An 18,852-nucleotide genomic window follows, 5' to 3' on the forward strand; every position below is an offset into this window, starting at 1 on the left:
GAACGACTCTCCGCGCGAGAAGGGAAGGGAGGGAGGAAACCATGTCACGGACGACAACAGTTCCTTCCGCGCCGTAACAAGTACACCTGAAATCCGGCGGCGTCGCGAGACGGGCACGAACAACGCTCACCACGATGTTCGTCCATGCTGGTCAAGCGATTCCACCGGCACGTATCCGGGATCGGCCCGGACGTCGGCCCAATGGGGCGCGCGTCCCGGTCACGGATCCCGGACAGGACGTGTTGGATACGGTCGCACCGGAATTCGGTGCGCGTGAGGCGAAAAGGACCGCCCGGGACGCAGGTCTCCGACCTGCGCGAGGCGGTTCGGTGTAACCAGGAGTGACCGAGATTGCGACAACTGTGGTCATCCGGCGAGTATTCCGGAAGCATGTGTGGTGTCCGGGCCACGAAGCGATCCCGCCGTCCCTCGAAACGGGACGTGCGAGGGAGGAAGGCTCCCATGACACTGCGTTCCACCACCACTATCGTCCCCGGTGCGGCCGGGGCGCGTTCCGTCACGGCGTGAGACCACGCTCGTGGGCGAGTTAGAGTCCTTCCCGCGTGAGCTGGCCCGCGCGAAGGAGCAGAAGACCGGCAACGAGACACTGGCCGAGCGCACCGGGCTGCTGCCCGAGACGATCCGGCAACTGACCGGCGGCACCGAGCTGCTGTCCTGGGAGATCACCAGCGTCTACCTGGACGCCTGCGGGCAAGAACCGGCCGACTGGCGCGAGCGCTGGGAACAGGCCGCGCAGCGGTCCGGCTGGCAGGTGTGGCGGCGCAGGCGCACCCCGCTCGGCCCCCTTCCCGACCCCGCGACCGCGCGCACCTTCGCCGAGCTGTGCCAGCGGATGGAACACCTGCGGCACATGGTCGGGCTGACCTTCAACACGCTCGAACAGCGCGCCGCCGACCAGCGGCGCAGGCTGCCGCACGCCACGCTCAACGCGGCGCTGAAGGGCCGGGGGCGGCTGGAGCGGGAACTGGTCGAGGCGTTCGCCGCCGCGTGCGGGCTGCCCCCGGCCGAGAGCAGGCGGTGGCGGGCGGCCTGGCAGCGCATCGCGGCGATGTCGGCACTGGAGCAGCGGCCGGACGGCCTGACGGCGGGCGGCGAACGGGCCGGGCCGGACGGGTACGCCACGCCGGGCTCAGGTCCGGGATCGGGTCCGGGTCCGGGTCCGGGATCGGGTCCGGGATCGGGTCCGGGTCCGGGATCGGTGGCGGCATCGGCCTCGGGATCGGCCGATCCGGGGACGGCGGTCGTGGAGGTCCTCGTCCCGCCCGCCGAGCAGGACCCCGATTCCCCCGCCGGAGTGGGCGCCGTGGGATCCAGGCCGGCCGCGCAGCACGCGCCGTCGCGCTCGGCAAGGCACAGGCGGGTGCGGCGGCGGCGCACGCTGGCCGTCCTGGCCGGTGCGGCGGCGGTGTTCATCGCCGGGACGGGCACGGGATGGATGGCCGCCACCCGCTCACCGTCGCAGGCGCTGACGCTCAGCGGCCCGCCGTACACCATCACCGCCGACCAGCCGCTGTCCATCCCCCTGCCCCTGTCCGAACGGCGCGACTGGATCCTGGACATGCGACTGCGCCTCGGCTTCACGCCCGCCCAGGAGCTGCAGAACTGCAGCTACCATGCCTGGCTCACCTATCAGGTGGTCGGTGCGAACGGACCGGGGTCGGTCGCGCACTCCGAAACCGGGCGAAAGGACGTCGCCGTCAACGACCTCCGGCTGGGGATCACCGGCGCCGCCCGGCTGGTGGTCACGCTGCGCTGGAAGCCTTCCACCCCCGCGCAGCCCGCCGCCCCGCCCCGCTGCGAGCTGACCCTCGACCCCTCCCGCAGCGTGCTCCGCCAGTCCGGCACCCCGGCCACCCCGATCACGACCCCGGCGCCCAGCCGGGCCGACATCGGGAACGGTCCACTGACCGGCAAGCCGGTCCTCAAGATCGGAGTGAAGATCGACCAGCCCGCCATCGGGGAGATGGTGAACAACAACCCCGACGACCGGCGGGGCATCGATCCGGACCTGGCGCGCGAGATCGCCCGGCGGCTGAACGCCGAGGTCGAGTTCCACGACGTGACCTCCAGCAGCCGGGAGACGCTGCTCCAGCGCGGCCAGGTCGACATGGTGATCGCCAGTTACTCGATGAACGAACCGCGCCGCGACAAGATCACATTCGCCGGCCCCTACCTCGTCGCGGGCCAGGACATCCTGGTCCGCGCGTCCGACCCCAGCATCGACGACATCGACGACCTGAAGGACAAGAAGGTGTGCGGCGTCAAGGGATCGACGTCGACCCAACGGGTGATCGACCACTTCGGGGCCGAGTGGGATACTCCCGAGCACATGACCCGGCAGCACGGATACGGCGTGTGCGTCGAAGAACTCCGCGCGGGTCGGGTGGACGCGGTCTCCACCGACAACTCCATCCTGGCCGGATACATCGCCAAGCATCCGGGCGAGCTCCGGCTGCTCCGCAAGCCGTTCTCCGTCGAGGAGTACGGCATCGGCCTGGCCAGGAACAACGTCGGCGACGCGGAGCGGATCAACACCGTGCTGAAGCAGATGATCGCCGACAAGACATGGCAGGCGATCCTGGACAAGAACCTGAAGAGCGAGGCAGGGACGTTCATCTCCAGCGTGCCGTCCATCCCCTGACCGGGCCGCCTGACCGGGCCGTCCGCCTGACCGGGCCGTCGCGGGCTGGTCAGACGGAAGGCGGTCCGGCGGCAGAGGTGACCACGTCGGCCAGGGTGACCTCGGAGAGCAGCGCGTTCCGGTGCTCGCGCATCTCCGTCCAGATGTCGGCCAGCGGGGCGGCGACGCCGGGGAAACGCTCGATCTCCGGTTCGCCGCCCTCGGTCACCTGCACCACGTCCGCGAGAGTGATCTTCTCGGGCGGCCGGGCCAGCCAGTAGCCGCCGTCCGGCCCGCGCTGCCCGGTGACCAGCCCGGCCCTGCGGAGCTGCTGCAGGATGTTCTCGCAGAAACGGCGCGGGATGTCCTGGGCGGCGGCGAGCTTCGCGCAGGTCACCGGTTCCTGCCGCGCCGCCGCCAGCGCGACGGCGGCGCGCAGGGCGTAATGCGTGCGCGCGGAGATCCGCATCAGACCACGGACCCGCTCGGCTCCCGTCGGCGGCCGGTCACGACACGCTCAGCGCGAGCGGCCGGGCGGCCGGGCCGGGCCGCACGTGCACCGTCTGCCCGGACCGGAGCTCCAGTCCTTCGACGACGCTCCGGGTGGCCTGGGCCCACACCTCCTGGCCGTCCACCTGAAGCTCCACCCGGACCTCGAAGCCCAGCCGCAGGATCCGCGAGACGGTGGCGGGCACGCTGCCCTCCTCCGGCGCGGTCGCGATCTCGATGTCGTGCGGCCGGACGAGCTGGCCGCCCAGCTCGGTGACCGGGCCGAGGAAGCGCATCACGAACGTGTCGGCCGGGTTGTCGTAGACCTCGGCCGGGCTGCCGACCTGTTTGACCCGGCCGTCGGCGAGCACCACGATCGTGTCCGCCACCTCGATCGCCTCCTCCTGGTCGTGGGTGACGAACACCGTGGTCACGTGCACCTCGTCGTGCAGCCGCCGCAGCCAGGACCGCAGCTCCTTGCGGACCTGGGCGTCCAGCGCGCCGAACGGCTCGTCCAGCAGCAGCACCTTGGGCTCCACGGCCAGCGCCCTGGCCAGTGCCATGCGCTGCCGCTGACCGCCGGAGAGCTGCGCCGGAAAGCGGTCGGCGAAGCTCTCCAGGTGCACCAGTTCGAGCAGCTCGCGCACCCGCCGCCGGATCTCGTCCTTGGGACGCTTGCGGATCTCCAGCCCGAAGGCCACGTTCTTGAACACGGTCATGTGCTTGAACGCGGCGTAGTGCTGGAAGACGAACCCCACGTCACGCCGTTGCGGCGGCAGCGCCGTGGCGTCCACCCCCGAGATCACCACGGTGCCGGAGTCCGGGCTCTCCAGGCCCGCGATGACCCGCAGGAGCGTCGACTTGCCGCCGCCGCTGGGCCCCAGCAGGGCCGTGAGCGAACCGGCGGACACATCGATGGAGACGTCGTTCAGCACGGGGGTCACCCCGAACGCCTTGGAGACGTTGCGTACTTCGATGGCCATGAGCGGTCACCCCTTCGGGCGCAGGATCTTGGTGAGCAGCAGGGTGATGACGGCCACGAGCGCGAGCGCGGTCGCGGCGGCGAAGGCGGCCCCCTCGTCGAAGTTCTGGAAACGCTCCTCGACGAACAGGGTCAGGGTCTGGGTCTTCTCGACCAGGCGGCCGGACACCACGGCGACCGCGCCGTACTCGCCCAGCGCCCGGGCCAGGCACAGCACCACGCCGTAGGCGAGCGCCGAGCGGATGGCCGGGATGGTGATCCGGCGGAAGGTCTGCCAGATGCCCGCGCCCAGGGTGCGGGCCGCCTGCTCCTGCTCGTCGCCGAGTTCCTCCAGGACGGGGATCACCGCCCGGATGACCAGCGGCATCGAGATGAACACCGCCGCCATCACCATGCCAGGAGTGGAGAAGACGATCTGGATGCCGACGCTCTCCAGCCAGCCGCCGAACGGGGCGAACCGACCGTAGACCAGGATGAGCGCCAGCCCGACCACGACCGGCGACACGGCCATGGGCAGGTCGATGAGGGCCCCCAGCAGGCGCTTGCCGGGGAACTCGTGCCGGACCAGGAGGATGGCCACGCCGACCCCGAAGATCGTGTTGGCCAGCACCGTCCAGAACGCGACGATCAGCGTCACCCGGAAGGCCGACTGGGCCTGCGGTGAGGCCAGCGCCTCCAGCACCGGGGTGAGGCCGTTCTGGAAGGTGCGCCAGCCGATCAGGATGACCGGGAGCACCAGAAGGAACAGCAGGTAGGCCAGGGCCACCGCGCGCAGGCCGTACCTGGATCCGGCGCGGAGCCGCAGCCCTGTCACGGGTTCGTTAGCCACGGCGCCGCCCCCATCGTTGCAGCACGTCCAGGATCACCAGCGTGGCCAGCGCGACCACCAGCAGCACGGTGGACACGGCGGCCGCGCCCACCGGGTTGTCGGTCTCGACCTGGCTGAAGATGTGGACCGACGCGACCTGCGTCTGGAACGGCAGGTTGCCGGAGATCAGCACGACGGACCCGATCTCGGCCATCGAGCGGGCGAAGGCCAGCGCGGTGCCCGACAGCATCGCCGGGACCAGGTTGGGCAGGATGACGCGGACGAAGATCTGCGCCGAGCGGGCGCCCAGCGAAGCCGCGGCCTGCTCCATCTCGGTGTCGAGTTCCAGCAGCACCGGCTGGACGGTGCGCACCACGAAGGGCAGCGTGACGAAAAGCAGGGCCAGCACCACGCCCGCCCTGCTGTAGGCGAGGTCGATGCCGAGCGGGCTGGCCGGGCCGTACAGCGTGAGCAGCACCAGGCCCGCGACGATGGTGGGCAGCGCGAACGGCAGGTCGATGAGCGTGTCGACGACGGTCTTGCCGGCGAACCGGTCACGGACCAGGACCCACGCGATGATCGAGCCCATCACCAGGTTGATCAGCGCGACCACGGCCGAGGCGCCCAGGGTGAGCGTCAGCGCGGCCCAGGCGTCCGGGGTGGTGACGGCCCGGAAGAAGTGGCCGATCCCGCGTTCCTGCGAGCGCCACACGACGGCGGCGAGCGGGATCAGCACGATCAGGCTCAGGTACAGCACCGCCGCGCCGAGCCCGAGCGCGGTGCCCCGCCTCCGGGACGGCGTGCGAGCCGTCCCGGAGGGTGGCGCAGAGAGCGTCTGCGTGGACACCGCTGGGTCAGCCCTCGATCGAGACCCCGAGCTTGCGCTCGACGTCCGCCATCACGCTGTTCTGCGGGTCGAAGAACTCGGTGGTGGCCTTCGGCCAGCCGCCGAGGTCGGCGATGGTGAACAGCGCGGGCGGGGTCGGGAACGAGGCCCCCGGCACGTTCTGGACCACCGGCCGGTAGCCGTTCTCCGCGAAGATCTTCTGGGCCTCCGGCGTGTAGAGGTACTTCAGGAAGGCGGCGGCCTCGGCGGGATGGGCCGACTTCTTGGTGACCGCCACCGGGTTCTCGATCAGGATCGTGGAGTCCGGGACCGTGTAGTCCAGCGGCTGGTTGTTCTGCTGGGCGAAGATCGCCTCGTTCTCGTAGGCGATCAGGGCGTCGCCCTTGCCGCCGGAGAACGTCTGCAGCGACTTGCGGGCGGTGTCGTCCTGGACCGGCACGTTGGCGAACAGTGTGTGCAGGTAGTCCACCCCCGCCTGCTTGTTGACGCCCTTCTCCGACTTGGCCCCGTACGCCGCGAGAACGTTCCAGCGAGCGCCACCAGAGGTGAACGGGTTGGGGGTGATGACCTCGACGCCCTTCTTGGCCAGGTCGTCCCAGGTCTTGAGTGCCTTGGGGTTCCCCTTGCGGGTGGCGATGACCACGACCGAGTCGGTGATCATGCCCTTGTGCTCGCCCGCGCTCCAGTTGTCAGCGACCAGGCCCTTCTTCACCAGACGGGTCATGTCCGGTTCGAGGGAGAACGCGACGATGTCGGCTGAGAGGCCGGCCTCCACCGCGCGGCTCTGCTCGCCCGACGCGCCGAAGGACTTGGTGAAGGTGATGTTCTTACCTGCCGGTGTGGCCTGGAAGGCCGCGATGATCTTCTCGTAGGCCGCCTGCGGCGTGGAGTACGCCACCAGGGCCAGTTGGACCTTGCCGTCCGTCATACTTCCTGCTCCCCCGCCGCAGGCGGTGGCCAGCGCGGTCACCGACGCTACGGCCGAGGCCGCCGCCAGACTCCGAAACCTGCGTAATTGCACGTATTCTCCCTATTTCCTACTTGACCGGTCGATATATTGGCTATAGAAGGGCCCAGAGGGCACCTTCGGCAAGTGCTCCTCGGTTCCCGTTACCGTTCTGTGTCGCTTGTCGCCCCTGGTCAGAGACGCTGTCAAGATCCGCAGTTTCCGTAACCGTGGTTTCATCGAGAGTTCAGGTCGGTGTGGCACTTTGGCGATCTCCGCGAGCACCCAGTACGCGCTGCGCGCGGCCGTCGCGCTCGCGGCCGCCGCACCGAACCGGGTCGCCGCCGCCAAGATCGCCTCCAGCCAGGGCATCCCCCGCTGGTACTGCAGCAGCATCCTGCAACTCTTACGCCAGGCCGGCCTCGTGTACGGCCTGCGCGGCCGCGGCTACTGGCTCGCCCGCCCACCTGACCAGATCACCGTCGCCGACATCATCCGCGTCACGGAGGGCGTGGACGAGAGCACCCTCAGCGTCCCGGGCGCGGCCGGCCTCGTCGCCGAGATCCGCGCCGAACTCCGCGAACACGAAACCGCCCTCCTCACCGAGATCACCCTTGCCGACCTAGCCGCCACCACCCCACCCCCTCCAACCCCCACCCCCCACGCACCACCCCCTGACCCCACCCAACCGCCCCCAGTTCCCTCGGCCGCACCACCGTCCAACCGGCACCGCCGGGGTGCGCGCTAACCCCCTCGCCCCCTGATGGTGGCCGCCCGAGGCCGCACCGGAAACGGGATAAACAGCTCGAAAAGGACCGCGTTAGGGAGTAACCGAAAGTTCTCGGCCATGGAGGCATCGGAAAGCGGTCTTCAGGCGACCGGCCGGGGGCGTGAGCGCCGGGCGAAGCCCGGCCCAACCGGCCCAAGAAGAACAGTCCGAGCGCAGCGAGGGCCATTGGGCGCGCCAGCGCGCACCCCGCCAGTACCGGTAGGGACGACAGCACAGGTGGAGGAGCCCCTGAACGTCAGCATGCACCCCAGCGGTACCAGCGCGGATGACGATGCAGGTGGCGGCGCGGGCTGGGTACCGGCGCACACCACGGCGAACCCGCAGGGACGGCGGTGCGGAAGAGGGCGAGGTCGAGGCGCACCGCGGCGGTGCCGGTTGGGGCGGCGGGCCCGCCCGCAGCACCCGAACGAGAACAGGTACAGGTCCGGCCCGCCAGCCGGATGTAACAAATGTCACACCATGCCCAGGAAACAGGCCCGCCAAACCCGTAACACTTGGAACGGTCCCACGATCTCCCTTTACGGATCGCCTAATTCGATGTCGCGCGCATCGGCGACCACGCCCCAGCTTTGCTATCCGGGAGGGGTTCCGTGTCCGATTCCAACTGGCTCGACGCTGCCTACGAGTGGGCGGTTCGCTCCACCACCAACGGCTCTTGGCGAGACCTCATCCCACTGGGCCTGGCCGGATTGCTGGTCTGGGGGCTGTGGATCTACCGGGTGGTGCTGTCCCGGCTGGCCAAACCGGTGGTGAACGGTTTCCGGACGACGGTGTCCGTGGTCGTCCCCTCCTATCGCGAGGATCCCGAGATCCTGGTGCGCTGTCTGGACAGTTGGCTGTCGCAGAACCCTAACGAAGTGATCATCGTGGTGGACGTCGGCGACACCGAATGCCACGCCAAACTCCGCGAGGTGGACGACAGGCGGCTGCGCGTGCTCGTGTACGAGCACGCGGGCAAGCGCTCCGCCCTCGGCGTGGGCATCCGGGCCGCGCGGGGCGAGGTGGTGGTCTTCGCCGACTCCGACACGTGGTGGCAGCCCGGTCTGCTGGAGGCCGTGCAGATGCCCTTCGAGGACCCGGCGGTCGGCGGGGTCGGCACTCAGCAGAACGTGTTCCAACGGACCACCAGTATCTGGCGGCGGATCGCGGACTGGCTGGTCAACCTCCGCTACTACGACTACGTACCGGCGATGGGGAGCAGGGGCGGGGTGGCCTGTCTGTCCGGCCGGACCTCCGCCTATCGGCGCGCGGCGATCGACCCCGTCGTCCACCACCTGGAGAACGAGTTCTTCCTCGGCCGCCGGTGCATCGCCGGTGACGACGGCCGGCTGACCTGGCTCGTCCTCGCCTCGGGATACAAGACCGTGCACCAGTCCACGGCCCGGGCGATCTCGATGTTCCCCGACTCGTTCCGCGCCTTCGTCAAGCAGCGCGTCCGGTGGAGCCGCAACTCCTACCGCTGCTACCTGACCGCCCTGTGGAAGGGGTGGCTGTGGAAGACCCCGCTGGTCACGAAGGTGACCGTCCTACAGATCCTGCTCACGCCCGTGACCATGGGGATCACCCTCGCCTACCTGTTCTTCAGCAGGCTGGAGCTCACCCCGGCGGGCATCGGGCTGGCCCTCGGCTGGGTGCTCCTCGGCCGGGGCATCCGCGGCTGGTCGCACCTGCGCCGCCACCCCGGCGAGATCCTGCTGCTCCCGGTGCTCTGCCTGGTGGTCATCATGATCGCGCTGCCGATCAAGCTGTGGGCGTTCATGACGATGAACAAGCAGGGCTGGCTGACCCGTTCCGCCGACCAGGTGGGCGGCGCGGGCCAGACCGCCTCCACCCTCAAGGGCGTAGGATGACGCGGATCGCCCGGCTCTTACCGGTCGTCCTGGCGTTGACGCTCGGGTTGGGCGTCGGGCTGGCGACCGTGGTCTCCTCGTCGGTGGCCATGGCCAGGGCGCTCACCTCGCCTGATCCGGTGTTCCCGAATCCGCCGAAATCGTCGGAGCCCGACTCCGGCCAACGACCGACGGAGAAGGAGACCCCCACGGACGAGCCGTCCCCGGAGGAGGAGGAATCCGCCGAAGAGGACCCGACCCCGAAGGCGTCGCCCAAGAAGCGTCCGACGGCCGCGCCCACCCCGAAGGCCCGTACGACCGTCGGCGCGACCCCGAAGGCCGTCGTGCGGCCCAACACGGCCCGGTCGTCCGAGCCGGCACCGACCGGCACTTCCGAGGCGACCCCCAGCGAGGAACCGGACGCGAAGCCGGTCCAGCCGGAGGACGCGATCATGGCGAACGACGAGATCCTCAAGTCCGGCACGCTGTCGTCGGTCGACGCCGAGGCGCAGGCGATGCTGGTCGACGTCGAAGACCAGCGGATCGTGCAGATCAGGGCCGCCCTCACGGCATTGATGCAGGTCGGCGGGGTGGCCGCCGCGCAGCGTAAGCAACCCCAGGTGTTCGTCTCCGCGCACGGCAGGACACTGGTGCTGCCCGCGCGCAACACCAGCGCGCCGTACACGATCAGGGACCTGGAGGCCGTCGAGAACGGCCGGTACCTGCGCAAACTGAAGGACGGCTCGTACCTGCTCGGCGTCCACGTCTTCGTGGCCGACGGGGCGACCCTGCAGTTGCGCGGCCCGCTGACCCTGCGGATGGGCAGCCTGCCCGGTTCGTTCAGCTCGATCATCGCCTTCGGCGGTGACATCAAGATCAAGGGGACGGCCAGGCAGCCCGTACGGATCTCCAGCTGGGACGTGCGGACCCAGCAGCCCGACCGCACCACGACGGATGGCCGCGCCTACATCCGCGCGGTCGGCGGCAACTTCGAGATGGAGTACGCACAGGTCTCCCACCTGGGATTCTGGAGCGGTCGCACCGGGGGCATCGCGCTCACCGGCACCGAGAGGCCCGCCAGCGTCTACCGGCACCGGACCAAGGAGCAGCGTCACCGCGACAAGCGGGAACGTCTCAGCGGCGTCGGGAAGGACAAGGGCGGGAGCAACTTCGGCGACGTCGAGACCAGCCCGATCGGGCCGGGGACGGCGACGCACGTGCTCGCCGACGAGCTGGTGTCCGGCTCGATCCAGCACAGCGTCATCACCGGCGACGCCTTCGGCCTGTTCGTGTCGGGTTCCAACCAGACCCGGATCATCAACAACAAGATCGTCGGCAGCCTGGTGCACGGGGTGTTCATGCACAGGTTCGCGAAGAACGCCACGATCGAGGACACCAAGGTGATCGGCAGCGGCGGCGACGGATTCGTCCTGTCGCGGGCCACCGAGAAGGCCCGGATCACGAACTGCGTCGCGGAACGGAACGGGCTCAACGGCTTCACCATCAACGGGCGCGCGCTCGCCCAGGGGCCGTCCGCGAGCGGCGAGTCGCTGGCCGTCTTCGGCGACAGCTCGATCAACGACAGCGTCGCCCGCAACAACGGCAAGTACGGCATCGAGGTGCTCGGCGGCACCCGGCTGGCCGTGCACACCAGCGAGATCGTGGGCGGCGACATGGGCATCGTGGTGCGCGAGGGCGCCAACGGCGTGCAGATCTCCGGCAACAAGCTGACGAACCAGCGCCGTCAGGCGATCGCGCTGCGCGACGGGGCGGTCGGCGCGCACGTGGCGGGCAACACGATCACGGGGACGGTCACCGGCATCTACATCCGCGACTCCACCGGCAAGATCATCGGCAACAAGATCACTACGTTGGCGAAGCCGAACGCCCACGGCATCACCGTGATCGGGGCCGCCGGAGCCACCGAGATCACCCGCAACACCACGGTCGGCGCGGGCACCAGCGCGATCAGCGTCGCGCGGGCCGACGGCAAGGTGAACAAGCACAACAACGACGAGGAGCGGTGGAAGGACACCTCGTCGTTCTGGACGAAGGCGCAGCGCTACGTCAAGCCGATGAACGTGATCTGGGCCGGAGTCATCCTGCTGGTGATCGTGTCGGCGCTCAGGTCCCGCGCCACCGTCGAACGACGGCGACGTCGTACCGGGATCCACAACCCCTACGAACTGCAGCGGTGGATGGAACACCGGCCGGTCATGGAACTGCGCGCGGCCTCCGCGAACGAGCCGCGCGAGCAGGCCGAGCACCGGCCACAGGCGACACATCCGCTGCACCTGGCACATCCGCCGCATCCAGCGCAGCCCTCTGCTTCGGGATACCCGGCGCACCCGGGTAACGGTCCCGGGCGTCCCATAGGTCCGCCCGCCCCGCCCCGGCACGCCACTTCCGTCCCCACGGCCGGGGGCCCGGCATGAGCGGTTCACGGCGCCGCAAGGGCTCCCCTCTCCTGATCGTCCTGGTGCTGGGCCTGGTCGCGGCGGGCACCTGGGCGTACCTCTCCTACACCGAGGGCCCCGCCCCGCTCCCCGGCGTCAACCAGGTGGCGGAGGCGGACGCCCAGCAGCAGTCGACGTTGGTGGACCAGGAGGATCTGCGGATCATGCAGACCCGGGCCACTCTGTCCTCGGCCCTGGCCCGTGGCGGACCGGCGGCCGCGCAGGCGCGCGTGCCGCACATCTCCAGCTCGGCCAACGGCCGGACGATGGTCCTCCCACAGCGCCGCGAACCCTACCGAATCGCCGATCTCGAACGGCTCGGCCAGGAGGAGTTCCAGAAGCAGTCCGACGACTCCTACGTGCTGAGCATCAACCTGTTCCTCGGCCCCGGCGCCAAACTGGTGCTGCAGAACGCGACCGGGCCGCTGGTGATCCGGATGCGCAGCGAACCCGGCGCGTTCGTGTCCATCGTGGGCTTCGGCGCGAGCATCAGGATCAACGGCTCGGCGCAGAACCCGGTGCGGATCTCCAGTTGGGACTCCCACGCCAGGACGGCCGACACGAAGGTCTCCGACGGCCGCGCCTACCTGCGCGCCGTCGGCGGCGAGCTGAAGATGACCCACGCCCAGGTGGAGCACCTCGGCTTCTGGAGCGGTGCGACCGGTGGAGTGGCGCTGACCGGCAGCGACCGGCCGACCAGGAACGCCGAGCCGATCGTCCCCGCCGCCCAGACGCCAGAAGACGTCAAGCAGCGGATGCTGCTCCCCAACGGCCTGCTCGTGCCGAGCAGAGGCGGCGACTCCGAGATCGAGATCACCGACGGGGCGGGCGCCAGGAAGGTCGGCTACCGGCTGCCCGAGGCGAACATGGTCACCGGCGTCATCACCGACACCCGGATCACCGGCAACGCCTACGGGATCTTCATCACGGCCTCCGACCAGACCAAGATCACCAATGTGGCGGTCACCGGCAGCCTGGTCCACGGCGTACTGCTGCACCGCTTCGCGCGCAACGCCTCCGTGGAGAACACCACCGTGACCGGCAGCAGGGGTGACGGCTTCGTGCTGTCCCGAGGCACGCAGAACGTCACGATCACCGGTTCGCGGGCCGAGCGCAACGCCGGAAACGGTTTCACGATCAGCGGCCTGCCGCTGGCCCGCGGGCCGTCCGCGTCGGGCGAGTCGCTGCGCGGCTTCGGCGGCAGCTCGCTGATCAGTAGCGTGGCGCAGGACAACGGGCGCTACGGGGTGGAGATCCAGGGCGGCGTCAAGCCCGTCGTGCAGACCACCGAGGTGATCGGCGGGGAGATGGGCATCGTGGTGAGCAAGGACGCGACCGCCGTCCAGATCTCCGGCAACCGCCTGCGGGACCAGCGCATCCAGGGCATCGCGCTGCGCGACGGCGTGCTGTCGGCGCGGGTCAGCGGCAACATCGTGCGGGACACGCAGACCGCCATCTACCTCCGCGACGCCAAGGCCACCATCTCCGCCAACACGGTGCAGTCGGCGTCGCTGCACGCGGTCACCGTCCTCGGCGCGGCCGGCGGCAGCCAGATCACCGGCAACACCCTCGGCGGCGCCGGGCGCAGCGCGCTCGACATCGCCCGGACCACCGGGAAACTGGTGGTCGAACGGAACAACCTGGACGGCTGGCAGGACACGGCCGGTTTCTGGACCTCCGTCAGGCGGATCGCCAAGCCGATGAACCTGATCTGGTTCGGCGTCATCGTCCTGATCGTGATCGCGGCACTGCGGTCGCTGCGCGGCGACGGTCCGCGAGCCGGTCGCCGTTTCGTCAACCCGTACGAGAAGCAGACGTTGATGGAGGAGCGGCCGGTCCGGATCCTGCGCACCGCCGGCTCCCAGGCCCCAGCGAGAAGGAGTTGAGCGATGCGCGTGGACGGCAGGACCTGGCTCGGAATGCTGCTCGGGGCCGCGATCACCGTGGTGGTCGTGGTGCTGCTGCACACTCTGTTCAACGGTGCCGGCGGCGGCGCGAACACTCCGATCGAGGATATCCGGCCGAAGTCGGGCGGCACCGCAGGCACGCTGGACTCACCGGAGGAGGCGTCCCAGGTGGAAGATGAGCCCGACGACGACGCCCCGTTCACCGCGTCGCAGGAGCCGCCCGACATCGAGGTCCCCGTGGGCGACGACAAGATCGACTGCCCCGAGGCCACCGTCACGGTCAGCGACGCCGCCCAGCTCGTCGAGGCGCTGGAAAGCGTCGAGCCCGGCGCGGTGATCGAGCTGGAGCCGGGCGTCTACACGGGAAGGTTCGTGGCCACGACCCCGGGCACGGCCGCTGACCCGATCTTCGTCTGCGGGCCGCCCGAGGCGATCATCGACGGCGGCGGCGTCAAGAAGGGCTACGCCTTCCACCTGGACCAGGTCAGCCACTGGCGGCTGGTCGGCTTCACCGTCCGCAACAGCCAGAAGGGCGTGATGGCCGACCGGACCAGCAAGACGATCATCCAGGGCCTGACCGTCCACGACATCGGCGACGAGGCCATCCACCTGCGCAACTTCAGCAGCGACAACGTCGTCCAGTACTGCATGATCTACGCCACCGGCCTGCGCAGGGAGAAGTTCGGCGAGGGCGTCTACCTCGGCACCGCCGAGAGCAACTGGAAGACCTTCTCCGGCGGTCAGATGGACCGCAGCGATCGCAACATCGTGCGCGGCAACGTCATCCGGGCCACCGCCGAGGCGATCGACATCAAGGAGGGCACCTCCGACGGCAAGATCATCGGCAACGTCTTCGACGGCTCCAAGCTGGCGGGCTCCAAGCACAACGACTCATGGGTCGACGTCAAGGGCAACGGCTACCTCATCGAAGGCAACACCGGCAGCCACACCAACGCCGACGGCTTCCAGACCCACGAGATCGTGGACGGCTGGGGTACCGGCAACGTGTTCCGCGCCAACATCATCGACCTCGGCGGCTCGGGCGGCGTCGGCATCAACGACACCGTCGGGGGAAACTCGATCTCCTGTGACAACAAGGTCACCGGCGGCCCGATCAGCAAGAAGGACGGCGACTGCCGGTGAATCCCTGCGAAACACGAAAGGAAGACAGCTACATGAGCCAGGCCGAACTTCCCCGGTTGACCGTGATCGGGACCGGCTACCTGGGCGCGACCCACGCGATCTGCATGGCCTCGCTGGGTTATGACGTGGTCGGCCTCGACGTGGACGCCGGCAAGATCCAGAAGCTGCGATCCGGGCAGGTGCCCTTCTTCGAGCCGGGCCTGCCCGAACTGCTGGCCAAGACCCTGGAGTCGGGCCGGCTTCGGTTCACCACCTCCTACGAGGAGGCCGCCGAGCACGGTGACATCCACTTCATCTGCGTGGGCACCCCGCAACAGCCCGGCCTGGACGCCTGCGACCTCAGCCACGTCGAGGCCGCCGTACGCGGCTTAGCTCCTCACCTGACCCGGCGCTGCCTGGTGGTCGGCAAGTCCACCGTCCCCGTCGGCACCGCCTCCACCCTGACCGGCCTGCTGCGTGAGCTGGCGCCCGCCGGGGAGGAGGTGGAACTGGCCTGGAACCCCGAGTTCCTGCGCGAGGGCTTCGCGGTCGACGACACGCTCCGCCCGGACCGGCTCGTCTTCGGCGTCACCTCGGACTGGGCCCGCGACCGGCTGACCGCGGCGTTCCAGCCGATCCTCGACCTCGGCACGCCGACCGTGGTCACCGACCTGGCCACCGCCGAGCTGGTCAAGATGGCCGCCAACTCGTTCCTGGCCACCAAGATCTCGTACATCAACGCGATGGCCGAGGTCTGCGAGGCCACCGGAGCCGACGTCCGCGACCTGGCCCAGGCCCTCGCCTACGACGACCGCATCGGCGGCCGTTTCCTCCAGCCCGGGCTCGGCTTCGGAGGCGGTTGCCTCCCGAAGGACATCCGCGCCTTCGCGCACCGGGCGGAGGAGATCGGCGTCGGCCAGGCCGTCTCGTTCCTGCGCGAGGTCGACGCGATCAACCGCCGCCGCCGTTCACGAACCATCGACCTGGTCAGGGAACTGCTCGACGGCCGCCTCGACGGAGCACGCATCGCCTGCCTCGGCGCGGCCTTCAAACCCAACTCCGACGACATCAGGGACGCCCCGGCCCTGGACGTGGCCCGGACCATGCACGGCCTCGGCGCCACCGTCCGCGTCTACGACCCGGCCGCCCTCGACAACGCCCGCCGCGCCTACCCCGAACTCAGGTACGGCACGAGCGCGATGGACGTCGCCCAGGACGCCGACGTGGTCGTCCTACTCACCGAATGGACGGAATTCCGCCAGATCGACCCCACCGTCCTGGCCCAAACCGTCCGCCACCGCCGCATCGTAGACGGCCGCCACGCCCTCGACTCCGCCACCTGGCGCCAGGCCGGCTGGGAATACCGCGCCCTAGGCCGCCCGTAACTCCCTGGTCAGCCCGAGCCACACGCTCGGGCTGACCGCTCCCCCGGCCCCACCGGGGTGCGCACTACCGGACTCACCCCCCGCCGTCCGCCGGTACCGCCGGGACGCGCGCGCTAACCTCACCCTCGCCGGTACCGCCGGAAGACGGGGCCAAAGGTGAGAGGCGTTATGACCGGGCCCTGGCCGCCACCGGCGATCCGGCCCACCGCCTGCTGATCCGCCGTTCCATCGGCAATCCGTCGGACCTGGCGTTCTACCACTGTCACAGCGTCACTCCGGTGCCGTTGCACCGTTTGGTGAGGGTGGCCGGTATGCGCTGGAGCATCGAGGAGTGTTTCCAGGCGGGCGAGAACGAGACCGGCCTGGACCAGTATCAGGTCCAGCTCTATCCCGCCTGGTATCGGTACATGACCTTGGCCATGCCGGCGCTGGCGTTCCTGGTGGTTGGTCTAGCGGAATGCGGTGTCCAAGTGATCGGCCGGGGGCGCGAGCGCCGGGCGAAGCCCGGCCCGAGAAGGAACGTCCGAGCGAAGCGAGGGTCTTTGGGCGCGCGTCAGCGCGCACCCCGGCGGTACTGGCAGTGCACCGCGCGGTACTGGCAGTGCAGCGGGGTGGTCAGGCGGGAGGGGTGAAGGCGGAGAGGAGGGTGGCGGTGATGAAGTGGGGGGCTTCGGTGGGGGTGAGGCGGGTGGCGGCGATCTCGTCGGCCGCGCCGTGCATGACGACGTGGGTCGTGGTCAGGAGCCAGGTCACCGGGAGGTCTGTGCGGAACGCGCCTGACTGGCGGCCTCGTTCCAGCAGGCCGCGCACTCGGGACTCGGCCTTGTCGTGGAGGTCGCGGATGCGGGCGGGTGGGAGTTCCTTCTGGGCGGCGGCGAGGAGGGAGCGGGACTGGTCCACCAGGGCCCAGCCGGAGTGGATCCACCGGGTCAGGGCCTCGCGAGGGTCGCCGTCCAGATCGACCTGCGCCAGGATGACGTCACCTCGGTCGAGGGCGTCGGTCAGTGCCGCCTCCAGGAGTTCAGCCCTGGTGGCGAAGTGCCCGTAGAGGGTCATCCGGCCGACCCCGGCCTCGGCGGCGATGTCGGCCATCGACGCGTCGGGGTCGCGGCGCAGCAGTTCGACCGTGGCGCGCACGATCGCGGTGCGGTTGCGCTGGGCGTCCGCTCTCATGTCTCCCCGCAGGATCGGTAAGTCGTACAAGAATGTATGGGTTAGCCTAGCGGTTGCAGCTCGTACATGGCTGTACGACTTATTCATTGGAGGGATCATGAGCGACTACCCGCGCCGTTGGCAGGTGCTGGCGCTGCTCGGGATCGCGCAGTTCATGCTGATCCTGGACGTCACGGTGGTGGCGATCTCGCTGCCGCTGATGGGCGCGGACCTGGGGCTCGATCGCGAGACGCTGACCTGGGTGGTCAGCGCCTACACGCTCACCTTCGGTGGGCTGATGCTGCTGGGCGGCCGGGTGGCCGACCTGATCGGGCCGCGGCGGGTGGTGTTCGCGGGGCTCGCGGTGTTCACCATCGCCTCGTTCGCCACCGGCGCGGCGCAGGACGGCGCGCTGGTGCTGGCCGGGCGGGTCGGCCAGGGGGTGGGGGCGGCGCTGCTGTCGCCGTCCGCGCTGTCCGTGGTGGTGCGGATGTTCGACGGCGACGAGCGCAACCGGGCGCTGGGCATCTGGTCGGCGCTCGGCGGCGGCGGCGCGGCGGTCGGCGTGCTCGTGGGCGGACTGCTGGCGGCCGGTCCCGGCTGGCCCTGGGTGTTCTTCGTCAACGTGCCGGTCGGAGTGATCGTGTTCGCGGTGCTCGTCCGGGTGCTCCCCACCCTGCCCGCGATCGACGCCGGACGCGGGCGCGCGGACGTGCTCGGCGCGCCGCTAGTGACGGCCGCCACCGGATCGGTGATCTACGCGATGATCGGCGCGGGCGAGACCGGCTGGCTGGCGCCGCGGACGCTCCTGCTGTTCGCCGCCGGCGTGCTGCTCTACCTGCTGTTCGGCTGGCGGCAGCGCCGCGCGGCGTCGCCGCTGATGGACCTCGGCCTGCTGTTCCGCCGTCCGGTGGTGGCGGGCACGTTCGTGATCGCGATCGCCACGGCGCTGATGGTCGCGGTGTTCTTCCTCGGCTCGTTCTACTTGCAGGGGCACGCGGAGCTGGGGCCGCTGGCCACCGGCCTGCTGTTCCTGCCGGTCGCGCTGGCGACGATGGCGGGGGCGAACCTGGGCGGACGGGTCATCGGCCGGGCGGGGGGCCGCGCCGTCGCGATCGCGGGTCTGCTGCTCGCGGCGGCGGGGCTGACGGTCCCGGCGGTCACGACCGGCACGCCCGCCGTCGTGATCGGCGTCAGCCTCGGCTCGGCGGGCATCGGGGCGCTGTTCGTGGTCGCCTCGGCCACCGCGCTCGGGCAGGTGGCGCCGCACGAGGCCGGAGTGGCCTCCGGCATCGTGAGCACCTTCCACGAGTTCGGCGCGTCGGTGGGCGCGGCCGTCACCTCCAGCGTGGCGGCGGCGAGCCTGGCCACCCAGGCGGCGGGCGGCTACACCACGGCGTTCGCCGTGGCGGCGGGCACGGCCCTGGTGGCGGCCGTCGTCTCCGGCGGCCTGATCCCGGGACGCCGTCCGGTCCTCGCGGCCACCGCCGAGTGACGC

The 18,852-nt window shown here is 70.1% G+C and carries 14 protein-coding genes and 1 pseudogene; 9 read left to right on the forward strand and 6 right to left on the reverse strand.

The window, feature by feature from the left end:
- Positions 1–538 precede the first annotated feature (538 nt).
- The gene (locus P3X83_RS16985) at positions 539–2,662 is read left to right on the forward strand and encodes a transporter substrate-binding domain-containing protein (protein ID WP_277306060.1); all 2,124 of its coding nucleotides are present in this window, start codon (positions 539–541) and stop codon (positions 2,660–2,662) included.
- Positions 2,663–2,711: 49 nt separating this feature from the next.
- On the opposite strand, the gene P3X83_RS16990 is transcribed toward P3X83_RS16985, so the two are convergent.
- Genes P3X83_RS16990 through P3X83_RS17010 form a run of 5 tightly spaced genes read right to left on the reverse strand, consistent with a single transcriptional unit; the run spans position 2,712 to position 6,695 of the window.
- Positions 2,712–3,110 carry an Rrf2 family transcriptional regulator gene (locus tag P3X83_RS16990; protein WP_277306061.1) on the reverse strand — a complete coding sequence of 133 codons (399 nt, stop codon included), beginning with the start codon at positions 3,108–3,110 and terminating at the stop codon, positions 2,712–2,714.
- A 37-nt stretch (positions 3,111–3,147) separates the two neighbouring features.
- The gene (locus P3X83_RS16995) at positions 3,148–4,113 is read right to left on the reverse strand and encodes a sulfate ABC transporter ATP-binding protein (RefSeq protein ID WP_277306062.1); all 966 of its coding nucleotides are present in this window, start codon (positions 4,111–4,113) and stop codon (positions 3,148–3,150) included.
- Between the two features lie 6 nt (positions 4,114–4,119).
- Positions 4,120–4,941: a sulfate ABC transporter permease subunit gene (locus P3X83_RS17000; RefSeq protein ID WP_277306063.1), complete on the reverse strand. Its 822-nt coding sequence runs from the start codon at positions 4,939–4,941 to the stop codon at positions 4,120–4,122.
- Positions 4,934–5,767, reverse strand: a complete 834-nt coding sequence (gene cysT / locus P3X83_RS17005; RefSeq protein WP_277306064.1) for a sulfate ABC transporter permease subunit CysT — start codon at positions 5,765–5,767, stop codon at positions 4,934–4,936. The genes P3X83_RS17000 and cysT overlap by 8 nt, the downstream gene beginning before the upstream one ends.
- Before the next feature lie 7 nt (positions 5,768–5,774).
- Positions 5,775–6,695 (reverse strand): sulfate ABC transporter substrate-binding protein, encoded by a 921-nt coding sequence (locus P3X83_RS17010; protein ID WP_277306065.1) that lies wholly within the window; start codon positions 6,693–6,695, stop codon positions 5,775–5,777.
- Between the two features lie 283 nt (positions 6,696–6,978).
- Between P3X83_RS17010 and P3X83_RS17015 the strand changes: the two genes are divergently transcribed.
- The 7 genes and pseudogenes from P3X83_RS17015 to P3X83_RS17045 all read left to right on the forward strand — a co-directional run.
- Positions 6,979–7,461, forward strand: coding sequence for an Rrf2 family transcriptional regulator (locus P3X83_RS17015; protein ID WP_277306066.1), 483 nt, complete (start codon positions 6,979–6,981; stop codon positions 7,459–7,461).
- A gap of 632 nt (positions 7,462–8,093) precedes the next feature.
- A complete protein-coding gene (locus P3X83_RS17020; RefSeq protein ID WP_277306067.1) occupies positions 8,094–9,353 on the forward strand; it encodes a glycosyltransferase family 2 protein in 1,260 nt (419 codons plus the stop codon).
- Entirely contained in the window at positions 9,350–11,767 is a 2,418-nt protein-coding gene (locus P3X83_RS17025) for a right-handed parallel beta-helix repeat-containing protein (RefSeq protein WP_277306068.1), read from the forward strand. Before P3X83_RS17020 ends, P3X83_RS17025 begins: the two co-directional genes overlap by 4 nt.
- Entirely contained in the window at positions 11,764–13,674 is a 1,911-nt protein-coding gene (locus P3X83_RS17030; protein ID WP_277306069.1) for a right-handed parallel beta-helix repeat-containing protein, read from the forward strand. The genes P3X83_RS17025 and P3X83_RS17030 overlap by 4 nt, the downstream gene beginning before the upstream one ends.
- Positions 13,675–13,677: 3 nt before the next feature.
- Entirely contained in the window at positions 13,678–14,838 is a 1,161-nt protein-coding gene (locus P3X83_RS17035; protein WP_277306070.1) for a right-handed parallel beta-helix repeat-containing protein, read from the forward strand.
- Positions 14,839–14,870: 32 nt separating this feature from the next.
- A complete protein-coding gene (locus tag P3X83_RS17040; RefSeq protein ID WP_277306071.1) occupies positions 14,871–16,202 on the forward strand; it encodes a UDP-glucose/GDP-mannose dehydrogenase family protein in 1,332 nt (443 codons plus the stop codon).
- 143 nt (positions 16,203–16,345) lie between these two features.
- Positions 16,346–16,648, forward strand: a pseudogene (locus P3X83_RS17045) (IS701 family transposase); the annotation flags it as partial.
- Between the two features lie 169 nt (positions 16,649–16,817).
- On the opposite strand, the gene P3X83_RS17050 reads toward P3X83_RS17045, so the two are convergent.
- A complete protein-coding gene (locus tag P3X83_RS17050) occupies positions 16,818–17,375 on the reverse strand; it encodes a TetR/AcrR family transcriptional regulator (RefSeq protein ID WP_277306072.1) in 558 nt (185 codons plus the stop codon).
- A 97-nt stretch (positions 17,376–17,472) separates the two neighbouring features.
- Here P3X83_RS17050 and P3X83_RS17055 point away from each other — a divergent pair, with 97 nt between their 5' ends.
- The gene (locus P3X83_RS17055; protein ID WP_277306073.1) at positions 17,473–18,849 is read left to right on the forward strand and encodes an MFS transporter; all 1,377 of its coding nucleotides are present in this window, start codon (positions 17,473–17,475) and stop codon (positions 18,847–18,849) included.
- Positions 18,850–18,852: the final 3 nt, after the last annotated feature.

Source organism: Spongiactinospora sp. TRM90649 (assembly GCF_029382225.1).
Lineage (GTDB): Bacteria > Actinomycetota > Actinomycetes > Streptosporangiales > Streptosporangiaceae > Spongiactinospora.

What these genes read in the sequence shown, in the direction of transcription:
- P3X83_RS16990 (WP_277306061.1), bottom strand. Translation starts at nt 3,110, where the DNA reads ATGCGGATCTCCGCGCGCACGCATTACGCCCTGCGCGCCGCCGTCGCG.
- P3X83_RS17010 (WP_277306065.1), bottom strand. Translation starts at nt 6,695, where the DNA reads ATGACGGACGGCAAGGTCCAACTGGCCCTGGTGGCGTACTCCACGCCG.
- P3X83_RS17035 (WP_277306070.1), top strand. Translation starts at nt 13,678, where the DNA reads ATGCGCGTGGACGGCAGGACCTGGCTCGGAATGCTGCTCGGGGCCGCG.
- P3X83_RS17055 (WP_277306073.1), top strand. Translation starts at nt 17,473, where the DNA reads ATGAGCGACTACCCGCGCCGTTGGCAGGTGCTGGCGCTGCTCGGGATC.
- P3X83_RS17050 (WP_277306072.1), bottom strand. Translation starts at nt 17,375, where the DNA reads ATGAGAGCGGACGCCCAGCGCAACCGCACCGCGATCGTGCGCGCCACG.
- P3X83_RS17025 (WP_277306068.1), top strand. Translation starts at nt 9,350, where the DNA reads ATGACGCGGATCGCCCGGCTCTTACCGGTCGTCCTGGCGTTGACGCTC.
- P3X83_RS16995 (WP_277306062.1), bottom strand. Translation starts at nt 4,113, where the DNA reads ATGGCCATCGAAGTACGCAACGTCTCCAAGGCGTTCGGGGTGACCCCC.
- P3X83_RS17040 (WP_277306071.1), top strand. Translation starts at nt 14,871, where the DNA reads ATGAGCCAGGCCGAACTTCCCCGGTTGACCGTGATCGGGACCGGCTAC.
- P3X83_RS17030 (WP_277306069.1), top strand. Translation starts at nt 11,764, where the DNA reads ATGAGCGGTTCACGGCGCCGCAAGGGCTCCCCTCTCCTGATCGTCCTG.